The organism is bacterium, from assembly GCA_041649255.1.
Taxonomy (GTDB): Bacteria; Hydrothermota; UBA3073; order JACQXS01; family JAQTXJ01; genus JAQTXJ01.
On record JBAZNK010000010.1, the window covers coordinates 15,137 to 32,316 of the forward strand.

Sequence of the window (17,180 nt, forward strand, 5' to 3'; positions counted from 1 at the left end):
AAAAACTAAGTATTTGGAGCAATGAGATTATAAAAAAGAATTTATGGCAAAGCTAAATTTAAATCGCATGGATATGCCTAAGCAGGCGTCCGAAGCCAGGGTGAAAAATATTAACGAAGTAGCTTTGGGATACACTGCCGAACTTGCATTGGCTGAAGCAAAGAGATGTCTGCAATGCAAGAACTCTCCCTGCGTTAATGGCTGTCCTGTGGAAATAAATATTCCCGGTTTTATAAGATTCATTGCAGACGGAGATTTCAAATCCGCAATAAGAGTATTGAAAGAGAAAAATTCTCTGCCGGCAGTATGTGGTAGAGTGTGTCCTCAAGAAGAACAATGCGAAAAATTATGTGTGCTTAATAAACCCGGGGCTCCCATAGCTATTGGTAGGTTAGAAAGATTTGCGGCAGACTGGGAAGCCGGGCAGGCAGAAATAGAAATGCCTCATATTCTTCCTTCTACCGGAAAGAAAGTAGCCGTTGTTGGCAGTGGACCGGCAGGTTTAACCGTTGCAAGTGATTTGGCTAAAGTCGGGCATGACGTTACTGTTTTTGAAGCCTTGCACGAATTTGGGGGAGTTCTGATGTACGGAATACCTGAATTCAGATTGCCTAAAAGAATTGTAAAACGTGAAATTGATTATGTCGGAAGCTTGGGTGTGAAAATGTTATTAGATAATGTAATTGGGAATATTAAAACCGTAGATGAATTGCTGCGGGAATACGAAGCTATTTTTATAGGCACTGGAGCGGGATTGCCATGGTTTATGAATGTTCCCGGAGAAAACTATAATGGTGTATACTCTGCAAACGAGTATTTAACACGTGCAAACTTAATGAATGCATATAAATTTCCTGAATATGATACTCCAATAGTTCTGGGGAAAAACGTAGCCGTCGTAGGCGGCGGGAACGTGGCAATGGATTGTGCTCGCGTTGCCTTGAGATTAGGAGCTGAAAGGTCTATGATAGTTTATAGACGCTCGAAAACCGAAATGCCGGCCCGTCTTGAAGAAATAGAAAATGCCGAAGAAGAAGGCGTAGAATTTCATTACCTTACTTTACCGGTTAATTATTATGGCAACGACAATGGCGTTGTTTATGAAATGGAATGTATAAAAATGGAACTTGGTGAGCCGGATGCTTCCGGGAGACGTAGACCTGTCCCTATGGAAAATTCAAATTTTAAAAGTAAAGTAGATGTTATAGTTGTGGCAATAGGAAACTCACCAAATCCTTTAATTGGGATAACAACGCCCGGACTTGAAATCGGCAAAAATGGAAACCTGGTAACGGATAAAAATACCGGAAAAACATCACGAAAAAGGATATTTGCCGGTGGTGACATAGCGACCGGCGCAGCGACCGTAATAGCGGCAATGGGCGCCGGCAGAATTGCGGCTAGAACAATTCATGAATGTTTGCAAACCGGAAATTGGTAATTTTACAAAAAGGAACATTAATATTCAATAAAATTATACAAAACACGTAGAAATCAAAACATTGAAAGATTTGTATAAAAAATGAATAGTAAAGTTGCTAAAGCTAGCTACATTAAAGGCAAAAACGAAAAGAGTTTATCATCTACTATAATAAAATTAAGAGAAAAGTTGACAATATAAAAATAACATATTATGAACTCTGCTAATATAAATATGAGGGAAAGTGGCTTATTTATTAGAGAAAAGGGGGAAATATGAATGCTTTTGAGATGGCGCAAAGGCAGTTTGATGAAGTTGCAGACCAGCTTAAGCTTAGCAAGTCTGCTCGTGCGATAATGAGAGAACCGTTAAGAGAATTCCATTTTAATATACCTATAAAAATGGACGATGGTTCTATTAGAGTGTTCAGAGGTTTCAGAGTTCAGCACAATGATGCAAGAGGACCAAATAAAGGTGGACTTCGTTTTGCGGCAAACGAAACTGTTGATACCGTAAAAGCTCTTGCTACCTGGATGACGTGGAAATGCGCAGTGTCCGACATTCCATTGGGTGGAGGAAAAGGTGGAATCGTCGTTGAACCTGCAAGTCTTTCGGACGGAGAAAAAGAAAGATTATGCCGTGGCTGGATAAATCAAATGTGGAAAAATATTGGGCCCTTAATGGACGTTCCCGCTCCTGATATAGGCACAACACCTCAAATGATGGGCTGGATGATGGATGAATTTTCAAGATTAACAGGAAAATCTTATCCCGGCGTAGTTACCGGAAAACCATTAGGCGGCGGCGGCTCGCTCGGAAGAACGGCAGCAACCGGATTCGGCGTTATTGTTACCGTCCGTGAAGCCCTTAAAGAATTAAAACTTCAGGCAAAAAATTGTAAAGCATCTATTATGGGATTTGGAAATGTATCTCAATACGCGGCAATAAATTTCATAAAGCTTGGTGGTAAAGTTGTTTGCGTATCATACTGGAATAGACACGATAAAAAATCTTATACCGTAAGTAAAGACAGCGGGATTGATCCCGTTTTCTTGCAATCAATTACCGACCAGTATGGAGCCATAGACAATAAAAAGGCAATGGCTAAAGGATATAAAATAGAATCTGCAGACGCATGGTTGTCAAAAGATGTGGAAGTCCTTATCCCGGCAGCATTAGAAGGAATAATCACGGGAGAAACGGTAAAGAAAATAAGTTCCAAAGTCAGGATTATAGCCGAAGGTGCAAATGGACCAACAACTCCAGAAGCAGATGCGGTAATAAGGAAAAACCCCAAGATATTGCTTATCCCTGATTTCTTATGTAACGCAGGTGGAGTAGTTTGTTCATATTTCGAAGGAGTACAAAACAATATGAACTTCTACTGGACCGAGAAAGAAGTAAACGAAAAGTTAGACGATAAAATGACGGTTGCATTCCAGAAAGTCTTGAAAATGTCGAAAGATAAAAAGACTTATATGAGAAATGCAGCTTATATGGTAGCTATAGACAGCGTTGAAAAAGCTATGAAGTTAAGAGGCTGGATTTAATAGCGTTGATTAAAAAAAAGGGTAGGTTGGAAACAACCTACCCTTTTTTTTGTTTGATAAAATTATTTCATTCCCCTTCTATTTAAATAATACTCTTTTATTTTTTTCTTCAGGTCCCCGGGAATTTCCTTCTTAAAAGGGAATTTCTTTGCATTAGCTATAAATTTTATAAAGTCTTGAGAAGCATTCTTAATTATTTGGAGAGATTCTTCATTTACAAACTCTATGTTATCTTCGGATGTATGAATATAGAATGTCCCTCCCCCATATCTGGATAAACCTACTGTCGGAATTCCATTTTTTGCAAACGGCAAACTATCGCTTGAATGTATGCTTTGACGAATTTCAAAAACAGAGTTTTTTGTTATCACACTCTTCTTGAAGAATTTCTCAATATTATTATTTCCTGTTACGATAATAACATTTTTTCCAAGAATATCCCCACTCATATCAATATTTACTACTATTTTTATTTCTTTTAGTTCATCTTTATGTCTGGTTGTGTAGTCCATACTTCCCCTGAGCCCAAGCTCTTCACTGCCAAACCATATAAATCTTAGTGTACGATGAACGGGATTTTTAATAAAATATTCGCTGAGAGCCAATATCGTAGCACTGCCGGTTCCATTATCCATAACACCCTTAGAAGTAGCAACACTATCGTAATGCGCACAAATAACAATCACTTCTTTGGGCAGACGAAAACCTTTTATTTCAGAGATTACGTTATTCGAAGTCGTTTCGTATTCTTCTTGTGAGGATTCAATAATTACTTCCTTTGCTTGTTTCCGGAGAAGTTCCAACCCCGATTTGAAATCAATATTTATGCCGGGGAGTCTTCCTGATTGCTTGATAAAATTCTCTTCTATAGAAAAATAAGAGAGTTTTTTTTCAGGCGGGTCAATACATATAAACCCTTTTGCCTTTTTTTCAACAAGAGATTTGTAGTTTTTGTAATCAAATCTTCCTTTGATAAGAATAATTTTATTTTTTATATTGTTTAAACTTTTTTCTGCTCCTAATTCTACGTATTTAAGATTTCCCTTTATCTTTGCTGAACCTGTTAATCCTACGGGATACGCTTTATATGTTTTTGCATAAGGTTTTGTTGCGGTTAATCGTGCAGTTCCCGGTTTGAAACTCAGGATTTTAAATTTTTCTATATAAGGATGCGCGCCGAAGGAATTTAATTTTTTTATTATTATGGAAGAAGCTTTTTTCTCTTCAACGGAACCACCGATTCTTTCAAAAGCAATGCTTTTCAGAAAAGGAAGTATCTCCATAAATGTTGTAGGGAACGATTTTTTATAACCGTTCCCTACAAAAAACGAAATATTTCTATTTTAAATTACTGATAGCTCTGCCACTTTTTCTCAAGATCCGGTAATGCCATAGTTTCCATTATATAATCTGTGAATGCTTTACTTGTAGCGCCGGTATTCCTTCCTGTAATAGTCATTTTTTTCTCGTATTGTCCGCAGATATCCATTGCGAGTTCAAGTTTATGCGCTTCTTTTTTATATCCGATGTTATCTAGCAATAACGCGCAAGCTCTTATCATACTGCAGGGGTCTGCGTATTGCGCTCTGCCTTCTTCTACCATTCTCGGCGCGCTTCCGTGAATTGCTTCAAACATACCGTATCGTTTTCCTATGTTTGCGCTTCCTGCCGTTCCAACTCCACCCTGAAATTCAGCAGCTTCATCGGTAAGAATATCGCCATAAAGATTTGGTAATACGAATACTTTAAATTCTTTGCGTCGTTTCGGGTCAATCAATTTAGCAGTAGTTATATCAATGAACCAATCATCCGCGTTTACGCCGGGGTATTCTTTCGCTATTTCGTAGAAAGCTTTAAGGAATTTACCATCCGTAGTTTTTATTACGTTTGCTTTAGTTACGGCAGTTATGCGATTGATATTATGGCTTTTTGTATATTCAAAAGCCATCCTTATAATCCTTTCGCTTCCCTGTGTCGTAGCAACGGTAAAATCAATAGCAATATCATCATCAATATCAATTCCCTGACTTCCAAGCGCATATGCGCCTTCAGTGTTTTCGCGGAAGAACATCCAATCTATACCTTCTTTTGGAACTCTTACGGGTCTTACGTTAGCAAACAAATCGAGTTCCTTTCTCACCGCAACATTAGCGCTTTCAATATTAGGCCATGGATCACCTTTTTTAGGAGTTGTGGTAGGCCCTTTTAATGTTACGTGACATTTTTTAATTTCTTCAAGGACATCGTCAGGTATCGGTTTCATAACTTTTACTCTGTTTTCAATAGTAAGCCCTTCAATTGTTTTCATTTGTACTTTACCATTTTTAATTTCGTCTTTTAATATGAATTCAAGTACCCTCTGGGATTCTGCTGTTATATAAGGCCCGATTCCGTCTCCGCCAAGAGTTCCGATTATTATGGGTTTGATTTTAGAATAGTCAATCCATTCCGGTGTCTTTTTCATTTTCTCAACACGTTTCGATTGTGATTCAATGAGTTTGCTGAAATGCTCATTTGCTTTTTTTATGTGTTCCATATCCATCCCTCCTCCTAAAAATATGTATTATTTTATTCGGTTAGTTAGACTTTGTTCCACAAGGAACTTAGTCTAACTTATCCCGTTTATTCGGAAATATTATTTTCTTTTTTGTTGTGGTGTTTTTCTTTATTCCCCCAACACTCTCCTGTCATCATTTTGCCAAAAGAGGACATTCCTTTACTTATAGCGTAAAAAGCAATAACCATACCACCCAAACCGAGCAAAAGAATTGTGCCACATATTATCAATGTAATAATTATTCCTTGTGACATTTATCTCCTTTAGGTTAATTGAAAGTCTCCGTGTTTTTTGATATGCTCTACCAATCCGCCATCGTTCAGGATATTCAACATCCCTTTTGGGAGTTCCGGAACTTTAACTTCGTAACCGGTTGTTATATCTTTAACTATACCTTTTCCGAGATCAATTTCAAGTTCGTCCCCATCATTAAATTTATCCGTATCACATTCAATTACCGGGAGTCCCACGTTTATTGAGTTTCTGAAAAATATTCTTGCGAACGATTTTGCAAGAACAACCGAAACGCCGGCAAGTTTAATAATCGTTGGCGCATGTTCACGTGAACTGCCAAGTCCAAAATTTTTGCCCCCTACAACAAAATCTCCTTTCTGAACTTTCTGTGGAAATGTCGGATCTGCGTCTTCAAGAACATGTGTAGCAAGTTCCGGCAAGTTTGAACGCAGATGAAAATATCTACCCGGACATATAAGATCCGTAGATATGTTATCACCGAATTTCCATACTCTTCCTTTTAGAACCATTTTTTACCTCCTTTCAATGTGTTGTTTATAACCCTACGCGTTAAAGAAGTCAAGATTAAAATACAAATTTTTATATATCAAGTAAATTCAAACCCGTTTCTTCATCTTTTTTACGCTGCAGGGAAGAAAACCCGGAAGGAAGCAAAGGGAACACTATGATTTCACAGGTCGCAGGAACAATACCGCTAAACAAATGTCCTCCATAAGCATTAAAATTATTATCCGTAATAGTTACATGACAATGAATTATTGTATCTTTTTCAAATTTTGAAATATTCCCTGAAAAACTTGAAAACTCATATTCCCCTTTAAATAATTTTTTGATATAAGTTTTTTTATGTGCATCGAAATATCCCAATTCAAGGTCTTTCCCGACACCGAGTCCATAAAAAAATGCACCCCTGTTAAATTTATTTTTTATGGCAAACTGTTTTAATGAGTTTATTATTTCATCGTTTTTTTCCAAACGAATAACATGACAAACATCGCCATAAAGCTGAAGACGCTTGCTTTTCATAATTACACCTCCATCAAAATTATATTTTATTTTTTAATAAATAATTTGTAATAGAATTTAAAATACTATATCATTTTTTAGTTTATTATAAAAATTTATTACATTACTACATATTTGTAAAATTATTTTTTTAATGTTATCGGAATTTTTCATTGCATCCGCATTCCTTTCATTATCAAAGTTTTTCGGTATTCTTTCATTGTATTTCATTGTTAAAAACTTTTAACTCAAATATATCCTTTGTCAAAAAAATAAAAAAAAATAAAAAAAATACTTGACAAAGAAAAATATAAATGCAACTTATACTATATATTGTGATAAGAGATATAAAAAAACAAAATGTAGTATGAGTCTGAAAATTATTTAACCATAAAAGGGGGTGAAAACAATGGCGGCAAAAAAGAAAGCAGTTAAAAAGGTAGCTAAGAAAAAGGTAGCTAAGAAGGCAAAAAAAGGTTGTAAGAAATAGTATTGAAGTTGGATGTAACTTTTCAAGGGCGTTCGCCGTAAGGTGACCGCCCTTCTTCTTTTGCAAAGTACATTAAAAGCAATTAAATACCTTTCTTAAAAATTCGTCCCGGGCAAACTAAAATATTGCAAAGTTTACAAAAGAATATAAATTAAATTTCTTCAAAAGACAAAAATTTATTTTCTTAAAGCAAATATTCTAAATCGATAAAAATACTTAAACCAAAGGAAATAAATTAGAATTCCAAAGGTAGACGCACAGAATAAAACCTTTTTCTATACCTAACGCAATATCACAAACAACAATATACACATATGTTACGATAAAAACGAAACCTGTTGACAAGACATTATATAGTTGTTAACCTACGAAAAAATATATGAAAACTTTTGACTGCATAATAATCGGCGGTGGAATATTGGGCTGCGCAGTGACTTATGAACTCGGAAAACGGGGAAAGAAAACATTATTAATCGAAAAAGATTATCCCGGAGCAGGTTCAACCGGTAGATGTATCGGTGGAATACGACAACAGTTTTCAACTCCCGGGAGTATAAAAATAATGATGAGAAGCGTGGAAATATTTAAACAAATGCAGGACATTTCCACCGGAGATGGATATGTTTCCGGCATAGATTGGCATCAGGGAGGATATTTATTTTTAGCCTGCTCGGAAAAAGAGAAAACTCAATACCTTAGTATAATAAAAACACAACAGGAATGCGGACTGCCCGTTAAATACATTGAAAAAGAAGAAGCATTAAAAATCGTGCCGATGTTGAACGAGTTTGATTTTATCGGAGGAGCGTACTGCAATAAGGATGGGCAGGCAAACCCTTTTCAGGTGTTAAAGTTTTATCTTGATGGAATAGAAAAAACCGGAGGAGTAGTTCTGTCAAATACAAAAGTAGTAAAAATTAACATTAATAACAATATTGTGGATTCCGTTATTACAAATACCGGAGATAAATTTTCGGCGCCGACAATCATTAATACTGCAGGTCCGTGGGCAAAAGAAATCGCACAGCTTGTGGGCGTAGAATTACCGATAGAAGCCGAGAGACACGAGGCATTAATTACGGAGCCGACAAAAAAATTGTTTGCCCCAATGATAGTTTGTTATTCCCCGAGTTGTTATTTTCAGCAATTTAACCACACGGGACAAATTATAGGATGTTATACTCCGGAAGACCCCGCAAAGGGTTTTGAAAGAAGCTCGTCTTCAGAATTCTTGCCGGAATTTTCAAATCGGATATTAAAATTAATTCCTGCACTAAAAGATTTAAAAGTTGTTCGAAGTTGGGCAGGTTGGTATGAAATAACGCCTGATGGAAGCCCTATCGTAGGAGAGACGGGAATAAAAGGATTCTGGGTTGTAGCAGGGGGGTGCGGACACGGATTTATGTTTGGACCTGCGATCGGTAAAGGCACTGCAGAAATTATTTGTGAAGGGAAATCAGAAATTTCATTAGAAGAATTTTCAATTAATCGGAAGTTTAAAAGTAAAGAAACAATGAAGTAAAAATTATGACAACTGTTTTAAAAAGCTTCTCCAACAGCAATCAACTACTAGAAAAAATAAAAAACGACAATACTTCAGGTGCCAATGACTTGGAAGAGCTTGCTCGCAAAGCTATATTAAGTTTTATCTCCACTCCAAATTCCAATGAAATATTATTAAATTTTCTTAAAAGACTCCAGTCCGCAAAACCTGAAATGGCACCGATTATAAATACTGTTGATACAATCATACAAATTGTCAAAACTTCAAAAGATACTAAAATTAGAAATGAAAAAATTAAAAAAATGATTATTACATCCGATATTGATTGGAACATACTCATTAAAAATGTAACAAAAGTAATGAAAGGAAAAAACGTTGTACTAACTTACAGTCATAGCAGCACAGTGATTGAAGTTTTAACTCATCTTAAGCGAACTGGATTTACTGTTTTTGTCCCGGAATCAAGACCTGTCAATGAAGGTAAGAATACGGCAATAATGTTGAAAAAAGCAGGGTTGAAAATAAAATTTATAACGGATGCAGGAATATCCAAATTCATAAAAGATACTGATATTGTTTTGGTAGGAGCGGATAGTTTTTCAACAAAGTATGTAATAAATAAAATCGGAACGCTCGCAATATCCTTACTTGCAAGGGAATACAAAATTCCATGTTATGTAATATGCGGGAAAAATAAATTTTCAAATATTTCACTAAACGAAACTGCCAAAAATCCAAAAGAAATATGGGATATTAAAGGAATAGAAGTTAAGAATTTTTATTTTGAAAAAATTCCGGTTAAATATTTTACCGGAATAATTACGGACTAAAAAATAGGAGTTAAAATGGAAGATTTGACAATTGTAAATGCAAGAGAAGTAGTAACTTTAAGCGGACACAAAAAACCCGCAGCTGGTAAGAAAATAGAAGAATTAAATATTCTTAAAAACGTAAGCATCTCGGTAAAAGATGGAAAAATATCAAATATCGGAAAGCCATTGAACGCAAAAAAAACAATAGATGCAGAAGGAAAAGTCATTATCCCCGGGTTCGTAGATTCACATACTCATCTTATATTTGGCGGGAACAGAGCTATGGAATTTGAACAAAGACTGAACGGGAAATCGTATAAAGAAATAGCCGCATCGGGCGGAGGAATATTTAATACCGTTGGAATGACCAGAAATGCAAGCGAAAAAGATTTGTTTGAAACCGGTATGAAAAGATTGGATTATGCATTAAAATGGGGGACAACAACAATTGAAATCAAGTCGGGCTATGGACTGAATTATAAAGAAGAAATGAAAATACTGAGAGTGATTAAAAAACTATCTCAAAAACATCCGGTTAAAATTATTTCAACTTTTTTAGGAGCACACGAGATACCAAGAGATAAAGACAGGAATAAATATATAGACGAATTGATAAAGATGATGCCTGAAGTAAAAGATTACGCAAAGTTTTGCGATGTCTTTTGTGAAAAAGGAGTATTCACAAAAGAAGAATCAAAAAAGATCCTTATGTCTGCGAAAAAGACAGGTTTTGGCTTAAAAATTCACGCTGATGAATTGTCTTCCTGCGGCGGAAGTGAGCTTGCAGGAGAATTGGGAGCAGTTTCGGCAGACCATATAGTTTATCCGAGCGATAAAGGGCTTAAATTAATGAAAAAAAATGGCACGATTGCAACATTATTGCCGGGAGCTTGTTTATATCTTGAACATAGGACGCCTGCGAAAAAGTTTATAGATATGGGAATCCCCATTGCACTGGGGAGCGACTTTAATCCGGGTAGTTCGCCGGTGCTTGCAATGCCAATAATTATGTCGCTTTCGTGTATATTGTTAAAACTGACCCCTGCCCAGGCATTGACGGCAAGCACGATAAATTCCGCTTATGCGTTGGGAATTGGAGATAAGGTTGGAAGCATTGAAGTCGGGAAGTCGGCAGATATGTTATTGCTTAACGTTGATTCGTGGCAGGAAATACCTTATTGGTTAGGCTTTAATCCAGTTGATCTGATTGTGAGGGAAGGGAAAGAGATTTAAAGATTAACGAATACAAACAAACCAAAGCCCTTTGGAGATTTTCGGAGGGCTTTTTTATTACGTATACATTATTGTAATATTATGAAAAAAAAGTGATTGACAAAAAATAGAATTCAATACATATAATACATAATTATTTATTATTGTTATTGGTCAATTAGGTGATAAGGTATTATTAACTAATTTTGAGACAAAAAATAAAGTAAGGGGGGAGAATGTATAAATACATTAAATTGTTAGTTGTTGTTTTGTTGTTTAATAGCACATTATACGCACATCACGAATGGAGTGAGACAGGAAGTATGGTAAACATACGAAAAGCTCATAACATTGCATTACTCACAGACGGCAGGATAATAGTATTAGGAGGGTATACTCCGGCAGATGACAATTATGAAATTTTTAACCCTGCTACCGGGACGTGGTCTGCGCCACAAGCATTACCTAAATCCAGCCCCGGCGGACACGATATGGGAATTTTGCTTTATGATGGAAGGGTATTATACACTACTACCGGAGGTTGGTGGCATTACAGACCAAGAACTAATGACTGGGATACAATAACGGATTATGGTTGGACGAATACTCATTGCTATACTTTACTTTATAATGGAGATGTGCTTGGATTTTATAACCCTCCTCAAACTATGCTTTATAATTATGCTACTGAAGCTAAAACTGCATTGCCGGCTTGTGGGATAAACCACAAAAACGCTACACAAACATTACTGCCATCGGGGGATGTGCTGTTAAGTGGACAAGGTATGTCGGGTTCAGGATTAAGATGCGACCGCTATAACCACAGTACACAAACATGGACACAAGTAGCCAATATGAACGTTGCGCGATATAAAAATACGGGCGTCCTACTTCCGCTTGTTGCGCCTGATGCTGCACCAAAAGTATTAATGCTGGGTGGAGCAGGGACAAGCGACAAATCCGAACTTTACGACTGGCAAGCAAATACCTGGACTTATACTACGGGGGGATTAACATGGCCAAAAAGAGATGTGGCAACTTTAGCATTATTACCTGAAGGTAAAGTTTTGGCAATAGGTGGAGAAGGGTTTACTATAGGATACTACTGCGAACTCTATGATCCTGCCACTCAAACATGGAGCGTTACTGATACTATGAAATATTATAGGCAACATAATTCATCGGCAATTTTACCATCGGGTAAAGTCATTACCATCGGTTCATTTGATGACTCTGTTGGAGGTCGTATTCCCGAGGTATATGACCCTACAAATGGCTATTGGCAAACAATGAGTAGTACACTTGGTACCGCGCGATGCTACGCCGCAATATCAATGCTTCCAATATTACATACGACTAATTGTTCAACAAACGTCCTTATAATAGGTGGAGAAAATGGATCAGGAGCATTAAGTTCTTGTGAGTTATATAATTATAGTAGTCTCAATAGTGTTTCCCCCACGGGCTCTCTCAATGCCGCAAGAAGTCACCATACGGCAAACTTGCTTGCTCCCGCATTGCAACAAGTTCTTGTTGCAGGCGGTAGAAATGGTGCCGCAATTAATACTTCTGAAATTTATAGCATGGCAACGGGAACATGGGCTTATACTGCCGGAGCAATGAGCGCTGCAAGGTTTGACCACAGCGCAACATTATTGGGAGACGGAAGAGTATTAGTAACAGGCGGAGAAGGAGCAGGTTATTTAAACAGTTGCGAAGTGTATAACACCGGGGCCGGAACATGGTCATCGGCAGGAACAATGACAACGACAAGAGCAAGACACAGCGCAGTATTATTACTTAATGGAAATATAATGGTAATAGGGGGAGAAACATCCGCAGGAAATCCAACAGCTACCTGTGAAATCTGGAATGGAACAGATTGGACAACAGTGCCGGCAGCATCAATGGCGACTGCAAGAAGTTTAAACACGGCAACGTTATTACAATCGGGAAAAGTACTTGTAGCGGGAGGAATGGGAGCAGGCGGAACGGCATTAAGCAGTTGTGAAATATATGACCCGACAACGAATACTTGGACGGCAGAAACGCCTTTAACCGTAGCCCGTTACGCACATAATACGAGCATATTATATTCAGGATTAATATTGGTATCCGGCGGAACGAATGGAACAAGTTATTTTTCATCGTGTGAAATCTGGGATCCTGCAGTGTGCAGCCCTACAACAGGATTGCATGCGTGGAAAACAGTACCCGGCGCACTCGCCAACACAAAAGCGTATCAGGCATCCGTTCTTATACCTATAGACAAACCGTATATACTTTCAATAGGTGGGAAAAATGCAGGTTATTTGAATGCCATAGAAAGATTTGACATAGGATTAGGATACTCGTCAAGCTGGCAATCAGTAATAACAAATTATCCATCCGTAACGGCAATAAGCGACTCAATGAATATAACGGGCTCATTATTCAGGGGAATATCTCAGGCAGACGGCGGCAATCATTGTCACGTTGCATCAAACGACCACCCAATTATATCGTTAGTAAGAGTAGGAGGAGGAAACTGGCAGGGAAATGGCGGCGGAGAAATACTAACTATGCCAATGAGTTCGAGCTGGGATACTATGCATACAAAAGTTCACCCGGTAATTGCAAGTACACAAGGATATTATAGGTTATGGTCCATAGTAAACGGAATTCCTTGTAAATGGTATGCAGTTTGTCCGCAGGGGATAGAAGACGGGAAAACATATAAATCGTCAGGAATAAAGGTATCCCCCAATCCCGGGATTAAGGAAATAAAGTTTGCCCTTAACAATAAAGTATCCAATTTAACTGTAGACATTTATGATTTAAGCGGAAGAACTGTAAAGACTTTAACCGGAAAGGGAATGAATACATTGGTATGGGATGGAAAAGATACAAACGGAAAGAAAGTAAGCGCAGGGATGTATTTTTACAATGTGCGTGGAGACGGCGTTGAACAAAAAGGCAAGTTCGTAATGTTAAAATAGATTAATAAATTAACAAATAAGATATAAAGAGCCCTCTGGAGATTAGAGGGCTCTTTTATTATGCAAATCCTTATAAAACCCTATTCATTGATTCATATTATTCAAAAGACGAGCCGCTTAAAACAACTATTGTATTATATCCAAACTAAAGAGAATGAGAGTTTTTAACTGTTCCTTCTATATTCCAATTTAAAATCAAGTTCTTATTTTATTCATTACCTGATTTTTTCAAAAAATTCAGTTGACATAGAGACTATATTAATATAAGCATAGAGATAATTATTATTTTAATTTAGTAAGGAGAAATAGTTTATGTTACCTTATGTTTTTTGTATTATTCTTATAGGAATTGGTTTATATGCCGTATTGACCAAGAAGAATCTCTTAAAAATTGTCATAGGTTTCTGTTTGATAGAATACGGGGTTAACTTATTTATAGTAATGGTTGGTTATCGCTGGAATGGGCTACCGCCTATAATGCTTACCCCGGACGATAAAACTTTATTTGTTGACCCTATCCCGCAAGCGCTTGTTCTTACTGCAATAGTAATCGGCCTTGCTACGACAGCAGTACTTCTTGCGATAGTAATCCGTGTATATAAGAGATACGGAACTTTAGACCTGACAGAATTAAAAAGATTAAAAGGTTAATTTTTGAAAATAAATGAGTAATTTAATTTGCTTATTCGTAGTAATTCCTCTTTTTACGGCGTTTCTAATTGGTATCTTATACAAACTTCACAACAGCGTTGCAGATACTCTTACAAATGTTTGCATATTCGCCCTTACCTGTCTTTCCGTATTATTCGTTTCACAGGTTGCCGGGAATAATGCGCTGGTGTATAAAATCGGTGGATGGATTCCACCCTTCGGTATAGTTTTCGTCGTAGACAGTTTATCCGTTCTTATGTTAATACTTGTCAATACTGTAAGTCTTTTTGCGGCTATTTATTCTATTTCTTATATGAATCGATATACCTCGAAACCTTATTATTACATACTATTTCTTTTAATGTTAGTCGGGATGAACGGAATAATCATAACAGGAGACTTATTTAACTTATTTGTTTTTATTGAAATAGCATCTATTTCTTCCTATGCGCTTGTAAGTTTTGGAATCCAACACGAAGAGCTTGAAGCAAGTTTTAAATATATGGTCATCGGGGAAATAGCATCTACTTTCATACTTTTTGCCATAATTTTATTGTATGCCTGGGGCGGGTCATTAAATATGGCTGACATTGCTTTCAGGATTAACGGTGATTCTTTAGGCAGTGCAAATAGTATGGTAAGATTTGTTTCTGTTTTATTTATATTCGGATTTGGAGTAAAAGCAGCAATTGTTCCATTTCACGCATGGCTTCCGGATGCGCACCCATCAGCACCCGCACCGATATCATCAATGTTGTCGGGAGTATTGATAAAAGTGCTTGGCATATATGCTCTTACACGAGTATTGTATTCAGTTCTCGGGATAACTTTTGTCATACAAAATGTTCTCCTCACGCTTGGAGCTATTTCTATGGTTGCAGGAGCATTATTGGCATTACCGCAAATTGATTTCAAGCGGATGTTAGCGTATTCTTCAATCTCTCAGGTAGGATATATAATTCTTGGTATAGCTTCGGGCAATTTCATTGGTATTACCGGTGGGCTTTTCCACCTTGTTAATCACGGAGTATTTAAGAGTTTATTATTTATGGACGCCGGTTCTGTCGAGTTTGCTACAAAAACGCGCAAACTGAATGAACTTGGCGGAATTTCCGAAAAGATGCCGATCACTCATGGGAGTTTTCTTACAGGCGCATTATCCATTGTAGGAATGCCTCCGTTTAACGGATTCTGGAGCAAATTACTTATAATCATAGGACTTGCACAATCAAATCACACAGGTTTGGCATTACTTGCCATTTGTATAGCCGTAGTAACTCTTGCTTACTACTTAAAAATAGAACGTTCAGTTTTCTGGGGTAAATTAAAAGAAGGATTAGAGTTTGTAAAAGAAGCTCCTTTTTCAATGGCTTTTTCAATGATTATGTTAGCAATTATTTGTTTTGTTGGTGGATTATTATATTTCCATCCTATATTAAAAGACGCGGCACAGGTAGTTCATCAGGGAACTATTTATGCCAATCATTTATTAAAATAATATGCGTAAAATATATTTTGCCATAATTTGTTTTATAGTTTGGGTGCTTTTAACATGGAATTTTGGTTGGCAGGAACTTACTATGGGTGTGGTCATTTCTTTGTTTGTCTCTTTATTTTTTGGGGATAAATTTTTAGGAATTAAAATCTTTTCTCCTGTCAGAATAGGATGGATGCTTTATTATATACCTATCTGGATATATTATTGTATAGTCGCAAATATTGATGTCGCCAAAAGAGTATTAAGACCGAAAATGTTAATTAAACCCGGGATTGTTAAAATACGAACAAATCTTAAAACAGATATGGCAAAAGTTATGCTTGCGAACTCAATAACAATGACCCCCGGAACAATGACGGTAGACATTTTCGGGGACGAGCTTTATATTCACTGGATTTATGTCAGCACTGAAAAAGAAATAGAAGCAACTAAAATAATAGCTTCTGCTTTTGAAAAAATATTAAAACATATATTTGAATAAAATGATAGACATACCTTTATATTTTTCTATCCCGCTTATAATATTTGCATTTATGTGTTTATACCGAATAGCCCGGGGACCTACGCTCGCGGATAGAATAATGGGAATAGATTTTCTTACTATTATACTTGTTGGTTATTGCAGTTTAATTGCTTATTATACAAATCGTCCATTCTTGCTTGATATTTCTCTTGTTCTTGCGCTTTTAAATTTCATCGGGACTGTTGTTCTGGCAAAATATCTTGAAAACAAAAAGTTAGATAAATAGGAAAATAAAAATGATTAATTGTAATGGTGGCGGAATAAGTGGAGCATTAATTATACTAACAATCGGAGTAATATTTTTATTGCGCAATCTTGGTATAATTCAAACTCCGAGCTGGAGCATCATATGGCCTATGATATTAATTATACTTGGACTAGTAGGCTTGTTAGAAAGGTGTTTCAGGAGAAAAATATAAATGATAGAACATAAGACTTCCGGCAAAGCCATTACTTCAATGGTATGCGGAATATTAAGCATTATTTTACCCTTTGTTGGCTTTATTCTTGGAGTACTTGCCATCATATTTAGTATCGTAGCACGCAATGAAATTAAACACAGTGAGGGAAAAATTGTTGGTACCGGGATGGCAACGGCAGGACTAGTATGTGGAATCGTAGGTTTAATAGCCGTAATCTTCTGGATATCAATAGTAGGGCTTATTTTCAAACTTATACTTAGCAGTATAAAATATTGGATGGGCAGTTGGTATTATTAAAAAAAT

At 36.7% G+C, this 17,180-nt stretch carries 18 protein-coding genes; 12 read left to right on the forward strand and 6 right to left on the reverse strand.

Annotated features, from left to right (window positions below):
- Nucleotides 1-43: 43 nt before the first annotated feature.
- Nucleotides 44-1,441, forward strand: a complete 1,398-nt coding sequence (gltA, locus tag WC614_07795; GenBank protein ID MFA5032906.1) for an NADPH-dependent glutamate synthase — start codon at nt 44-46, stop codon at nt 1,439-1,441.
- Between the two features lie 254 nt (nt 1,442-1,695).
- The gene (locus WC614_07800; protein MFA5032907.1) at nt 1,696-2,970 is read left to right on the forward strand and encodes a Glu/Leu/Phe/Val dehydrogenase; all 1,275 of its coding nucleotides are present in this window, start codon (nt 1,696-1,698) and stop codon (nt 2,968-2,970) included.
- A 62-nt stretch (nt 2,971-3,032) separates the two neighbouring features.
- On the opposite strand, the gene WC614_07805 is transcribed toward WC614_07800, so the two are convergent.
- The 6 genes from WC614_07805 to WC614_07830 all read right to left on the reverse strand — a co-directional run bounded on the left by WC614_07805 (nt 3,033) and on the right by WC614_07830 (nt 7,018).
- Nucleotides 3,033-4,253: a M28 family metallopeptidase gene (locus tag WC614_07805; protein ID MFA5032908.1), complete on the reverse strand. Its 1,221-nt coding sequence runs from the start codon at nt 4,251-4,253 to the stop codon at nt 3,033-3,035.
- Nucleotides 4,254-4,318: 65 nt separating this feature from the next.
- Nucleotides 4,319-5,512, reverse strand: a complete 1,194-nt coding sequence (locus tag WC614_07810; protein ID MFA5032909.1) for an isocitrate/isopropylmalate family dehydrogenase — start codon at nt 5,510-5,512, stop codon at nt 4,319-4,321.
- An 80-nt stretch (nt 5,513-5,592) separates the two neighbouring features.
- A complete protein-coding gene (locus tag WC614_07815; protein ID MFA5032910.1) occupies nt 5,593-5,781 on the reverse strand; it encodes a hypothetical protein in 189 nt (62 codons plus the stop codon).
- A 9-nt stretch (nt 5,782-5,790) separates the two neighbouring features.
- Nucleotides 5,791-6,291 (reverse strand): 3-isopropylmalate dehydratase small subunit, encoded by a 501-nt coding sequence (locus WC614_07820; protein MFA5032911.1) that lies wholly within the window; start codon nt 6,289-6,291, stop codon nt 5,791-5,793.
- Nucleotides 6,292-6,361: 70 nt separating this feature from the next.
- Nucleotides 6,362-6,808: a PPC domain-containing DNA-binding protein gene (locus tag WC614_07825; protein MFA5032912.1), complete on the reverse strand. Its 447-nt coding sequence runs from the start codon at nt 6,806-6,808 to the stop codon at nt 6,362-6,364.
- A 57-nt stretch (nt 6,809-6,865) separates the two neighbouring features.
- The gene (locus WC614_07830; GenBank protein ID MFA5032913.1) at nt 6,866-7,018 is read right to left on the reverse strand and encodes a hypothetical protein; all 153 of its coding nucleotides are present in this window, start codon (nt 7,016-7,018) and stop codon (nt 6,866-6,868) included.
- A gap of 638 nt (nt 7,019-7,656) precedes the next feature.
- On the opposite strand from WC614_07830, the gene WC614_07835 reads away from it, so the two are divergent.
- The 10 genes from WC614_07835 (at nt 7,657) to WC614_07880 (ending at nt 17,174) form a co-directional block, all read left to right on the forward strand.
- Complete coding sequence (locus WC614_07835; GenBank protein ID MFA5032914.1) at nt 7,657-8,799, forward strand: FAD-dependent oxidoreductase; 1,143 nt, start codon at nt 7,657-7,659, stop codon at nt 8,797-8,799.
- Nucleotides 8,800-8,804: 5 nt separating this feature from the next.
- Entirely contained in the window at nt 8,805-9,611 is an 807-nt protein-coding gene (locus tag WC614_07840) for a hypothetical protein (GenBank protein MFA5032915.1), read from the forward strand.
- A 15-nt stretch (nt 9,612-9,626) separates the two neighbouring features.
- On the forward strand, nt 9,627-10,826 hold the full coding sequence (gene hutI / locus WC614_07845) for an imidazolonepropionase (protein ID MFA5032916.1): 1,200 nt from the start codon (nt 9,627-9,629) through the stop codon (nt 10,824-10,826).
- A 215-nt stretch (nt 10,827-11,041) separates the two neighbouring features.
- Entirely contained in the window at nt 11,042-13,783 is a 2,742-nt protein-coding gene (locus WC614_07850) for a kelch repeat-containing protein (GenBank protein MFA5032917.1), read from the forward strand.
- Nucleotides 13,784-14,095: 312 nt separating this feature from the next.
- Nucleotides 14,096-14,434 carry a cation:proton antiporter subunit C gene (locus WC614_07855; GenBank protein ID MFA5032918.1) on the forward strand — a complete coding sequence of 113 codons (339 nt, stop codon included), beginning with the start codon at nt 14,096-14,098 and terminating at the stop codon, nt 14,432-14,434.
- 13 nt (nt 14,435-14,447) lie between these two features.
- Nucleotides 14,448-15,932 carry a proton-conducting transporter membrane subunit gene (locus tag WC614_07860; GenBank protein ID MFA5032919.1) on the forward strand — a complete coding sequence of 495 codons (1,485 nt, stop codon included), beginning with the start codon at nt 14,448-14,450 and terminating at the stop codon, nt 15,930-15,932.
- Nucleotide 15,933: 1 nt separating this feature from the next.
- On the forward strand, nt 15,934-16,413 hold the full coding sequence (locus WC614_07865) for a Na+/H+ antiporter subunit E (GenBank protein MFA5032920.1): 480 nt from the start codon (nt 15,934-15,936) through the stop codon (nt 16,411-16,413).
- Between the two features lies 1 nt (nt 16,414).
- Nucleotides 16,415-16,681 (forward strand): cation:proton antiporter, encoded by a 267-nt coding sequence (locus WC614_07870; GenBank protein MFA5032921.1) that lies wholly within the window; start codon nt 16,415-16,417, stop codon nt 16,679-16,681.
- A 10-nt stretch (nt 16,682-16,691) separates the two neighbouring features.
- Complete coding sequence (locus tag WC614_07875; GenBank protein MFA5032922.1) at nt 16,692-16,874, forward strand: DUF5668 domain-containing protein; 183 nt, start codon at nt 16,692-16,694, stop codon at nt 16,872-16,874.
- Complete coding sequence (locus WC614_07880) at nt 16,875-17,174, forward strand: DUF4190 domain-containing protein (protein MFA5032923.1); 300 nt, start codon at nt 16,875-16,877, stop codon at nt 17,172-17,174.
- Nucleotides 17,175-17,180 lie beyond the last annotated feature (6 nt).

Bases quoted from the DNA above. Each gene is read 5' to 3' on its own strand.
- gltA (MFA5032906.1), top strand. From the start codon at position 44: ATGGCAAAGCTAAATTTAAATCGCATGGATATGCCTAAGCAGGCGTCC.
- WC614_07800 (MFA5032907.1), top strand. From the start codon at position 1,696: ATGAATGCTTTTGAGATGGCGCAAAGGCAGTTTGATGAAGTTGCAGAC.
- WC614_07805 (MFA5032908.1), bottom strand. From the start codon at position 4,253: ATGGAGATACTTCCTTTTCTGAAAAGCATTGCTTTTGAAAGAATCGGT.
- WC614_07810 (MFA5032909.1), bottom strand. From the start codon at position 5,512: ATGGATATGGAACACATAAAAAAAGCAAATGAGCATTTCAGCAAACTC.
- WC614_07815 (MFA5032910.1), bottom strand. From the start codon at position 5,781: ATGTCACAAGGAATAATTATTACATTGATAATATGTGGCACAATTCTT.
- WC614_07820 (MFA5032911.1), bottom strand. From the start codon at position 6,291: ATGGTTCTAAAAGGAAGAGTATGGAAATTCGGTGATAACATATCTACG.
- WC614_07825 (MFA5032912.1), bottom strand. From the start codon at position 6,808: ATGAAAAGCAAGCGTCTTCAGCTTTATGGCGATGTTTGTCATGTTATT.
- WC614_07830 (MFA5032913.1), bottom strand. From the start codon at position 7,018: ATGAAATACAATGAAAGAATACCGAAAAACTTTGATAATGAAAGGAAT.
- WC614_07835 (MFA5032914.1), top strand. From the start codon at position 7,657: ATGAAAACTTTTGACTGCATAATAATCGGCGGTGGAATATTGGGCTGC.
- WC614_07840 (MFA5032915.1), top strand. From the start codon at position 8,805: ATGACAACTGTTTTAAAAAGCTTCTCCAACAGCAATCAACTACTAGAA.
- hutI (MFA5032916.1), top strand. From the start codon at position 9,627: ATGGAAGATTTGACAATTGTAAATGCAAGAGAAGTAGTAACTTTAAGC.
- WC614_07850 (MFA5032917.1), top strand. From the start codon at position 11,042: ATGTATAAATACATTAAATTGTTAGTTGTTGTTTTGTTGTTTAATAGC.
- WC614_07855 (MFA5032918.1), top strand. From the start codon at position 14,096: ATGTTACCTTATGTTTTTTGTATTATTCTTATAGGAATTGGTTTATAT.
- WC614_07860 (MFA5032919.1), top strand. From the start codon at position 14,448: ATGAGTAATTTAATTTGCTTATTCGTAGTAATTCCTCTTTTTACGGCG.
- WC614_07865 (MFA5032920.1), top strand. From the start codon at position 15,934: ATGCGTAAAATATATTTTGCCATAATTTGTTTTATAGTTTGGGTGCTT.
- WC614_07870 (MFA5032921.1), top strand. From the start codon at position 16,415: ATGATAGACATACCTTTATATTTTTCTATCCCGCTTATAATATTTGCA.
- WC614_07875 (MFA5032922.1), top strand. From the start codon at position 16,692: ATGATTAATTGTAATGGTGGCGGAATAAGTGGAGCATTAATTATACTA.
- WC614_07880 (MFA5032923.1), top strand. From the start codon at position 16,875: ATGATAGAACATAAGACTTCCGGCAAAGCCATTACTTCAATGGTATGC.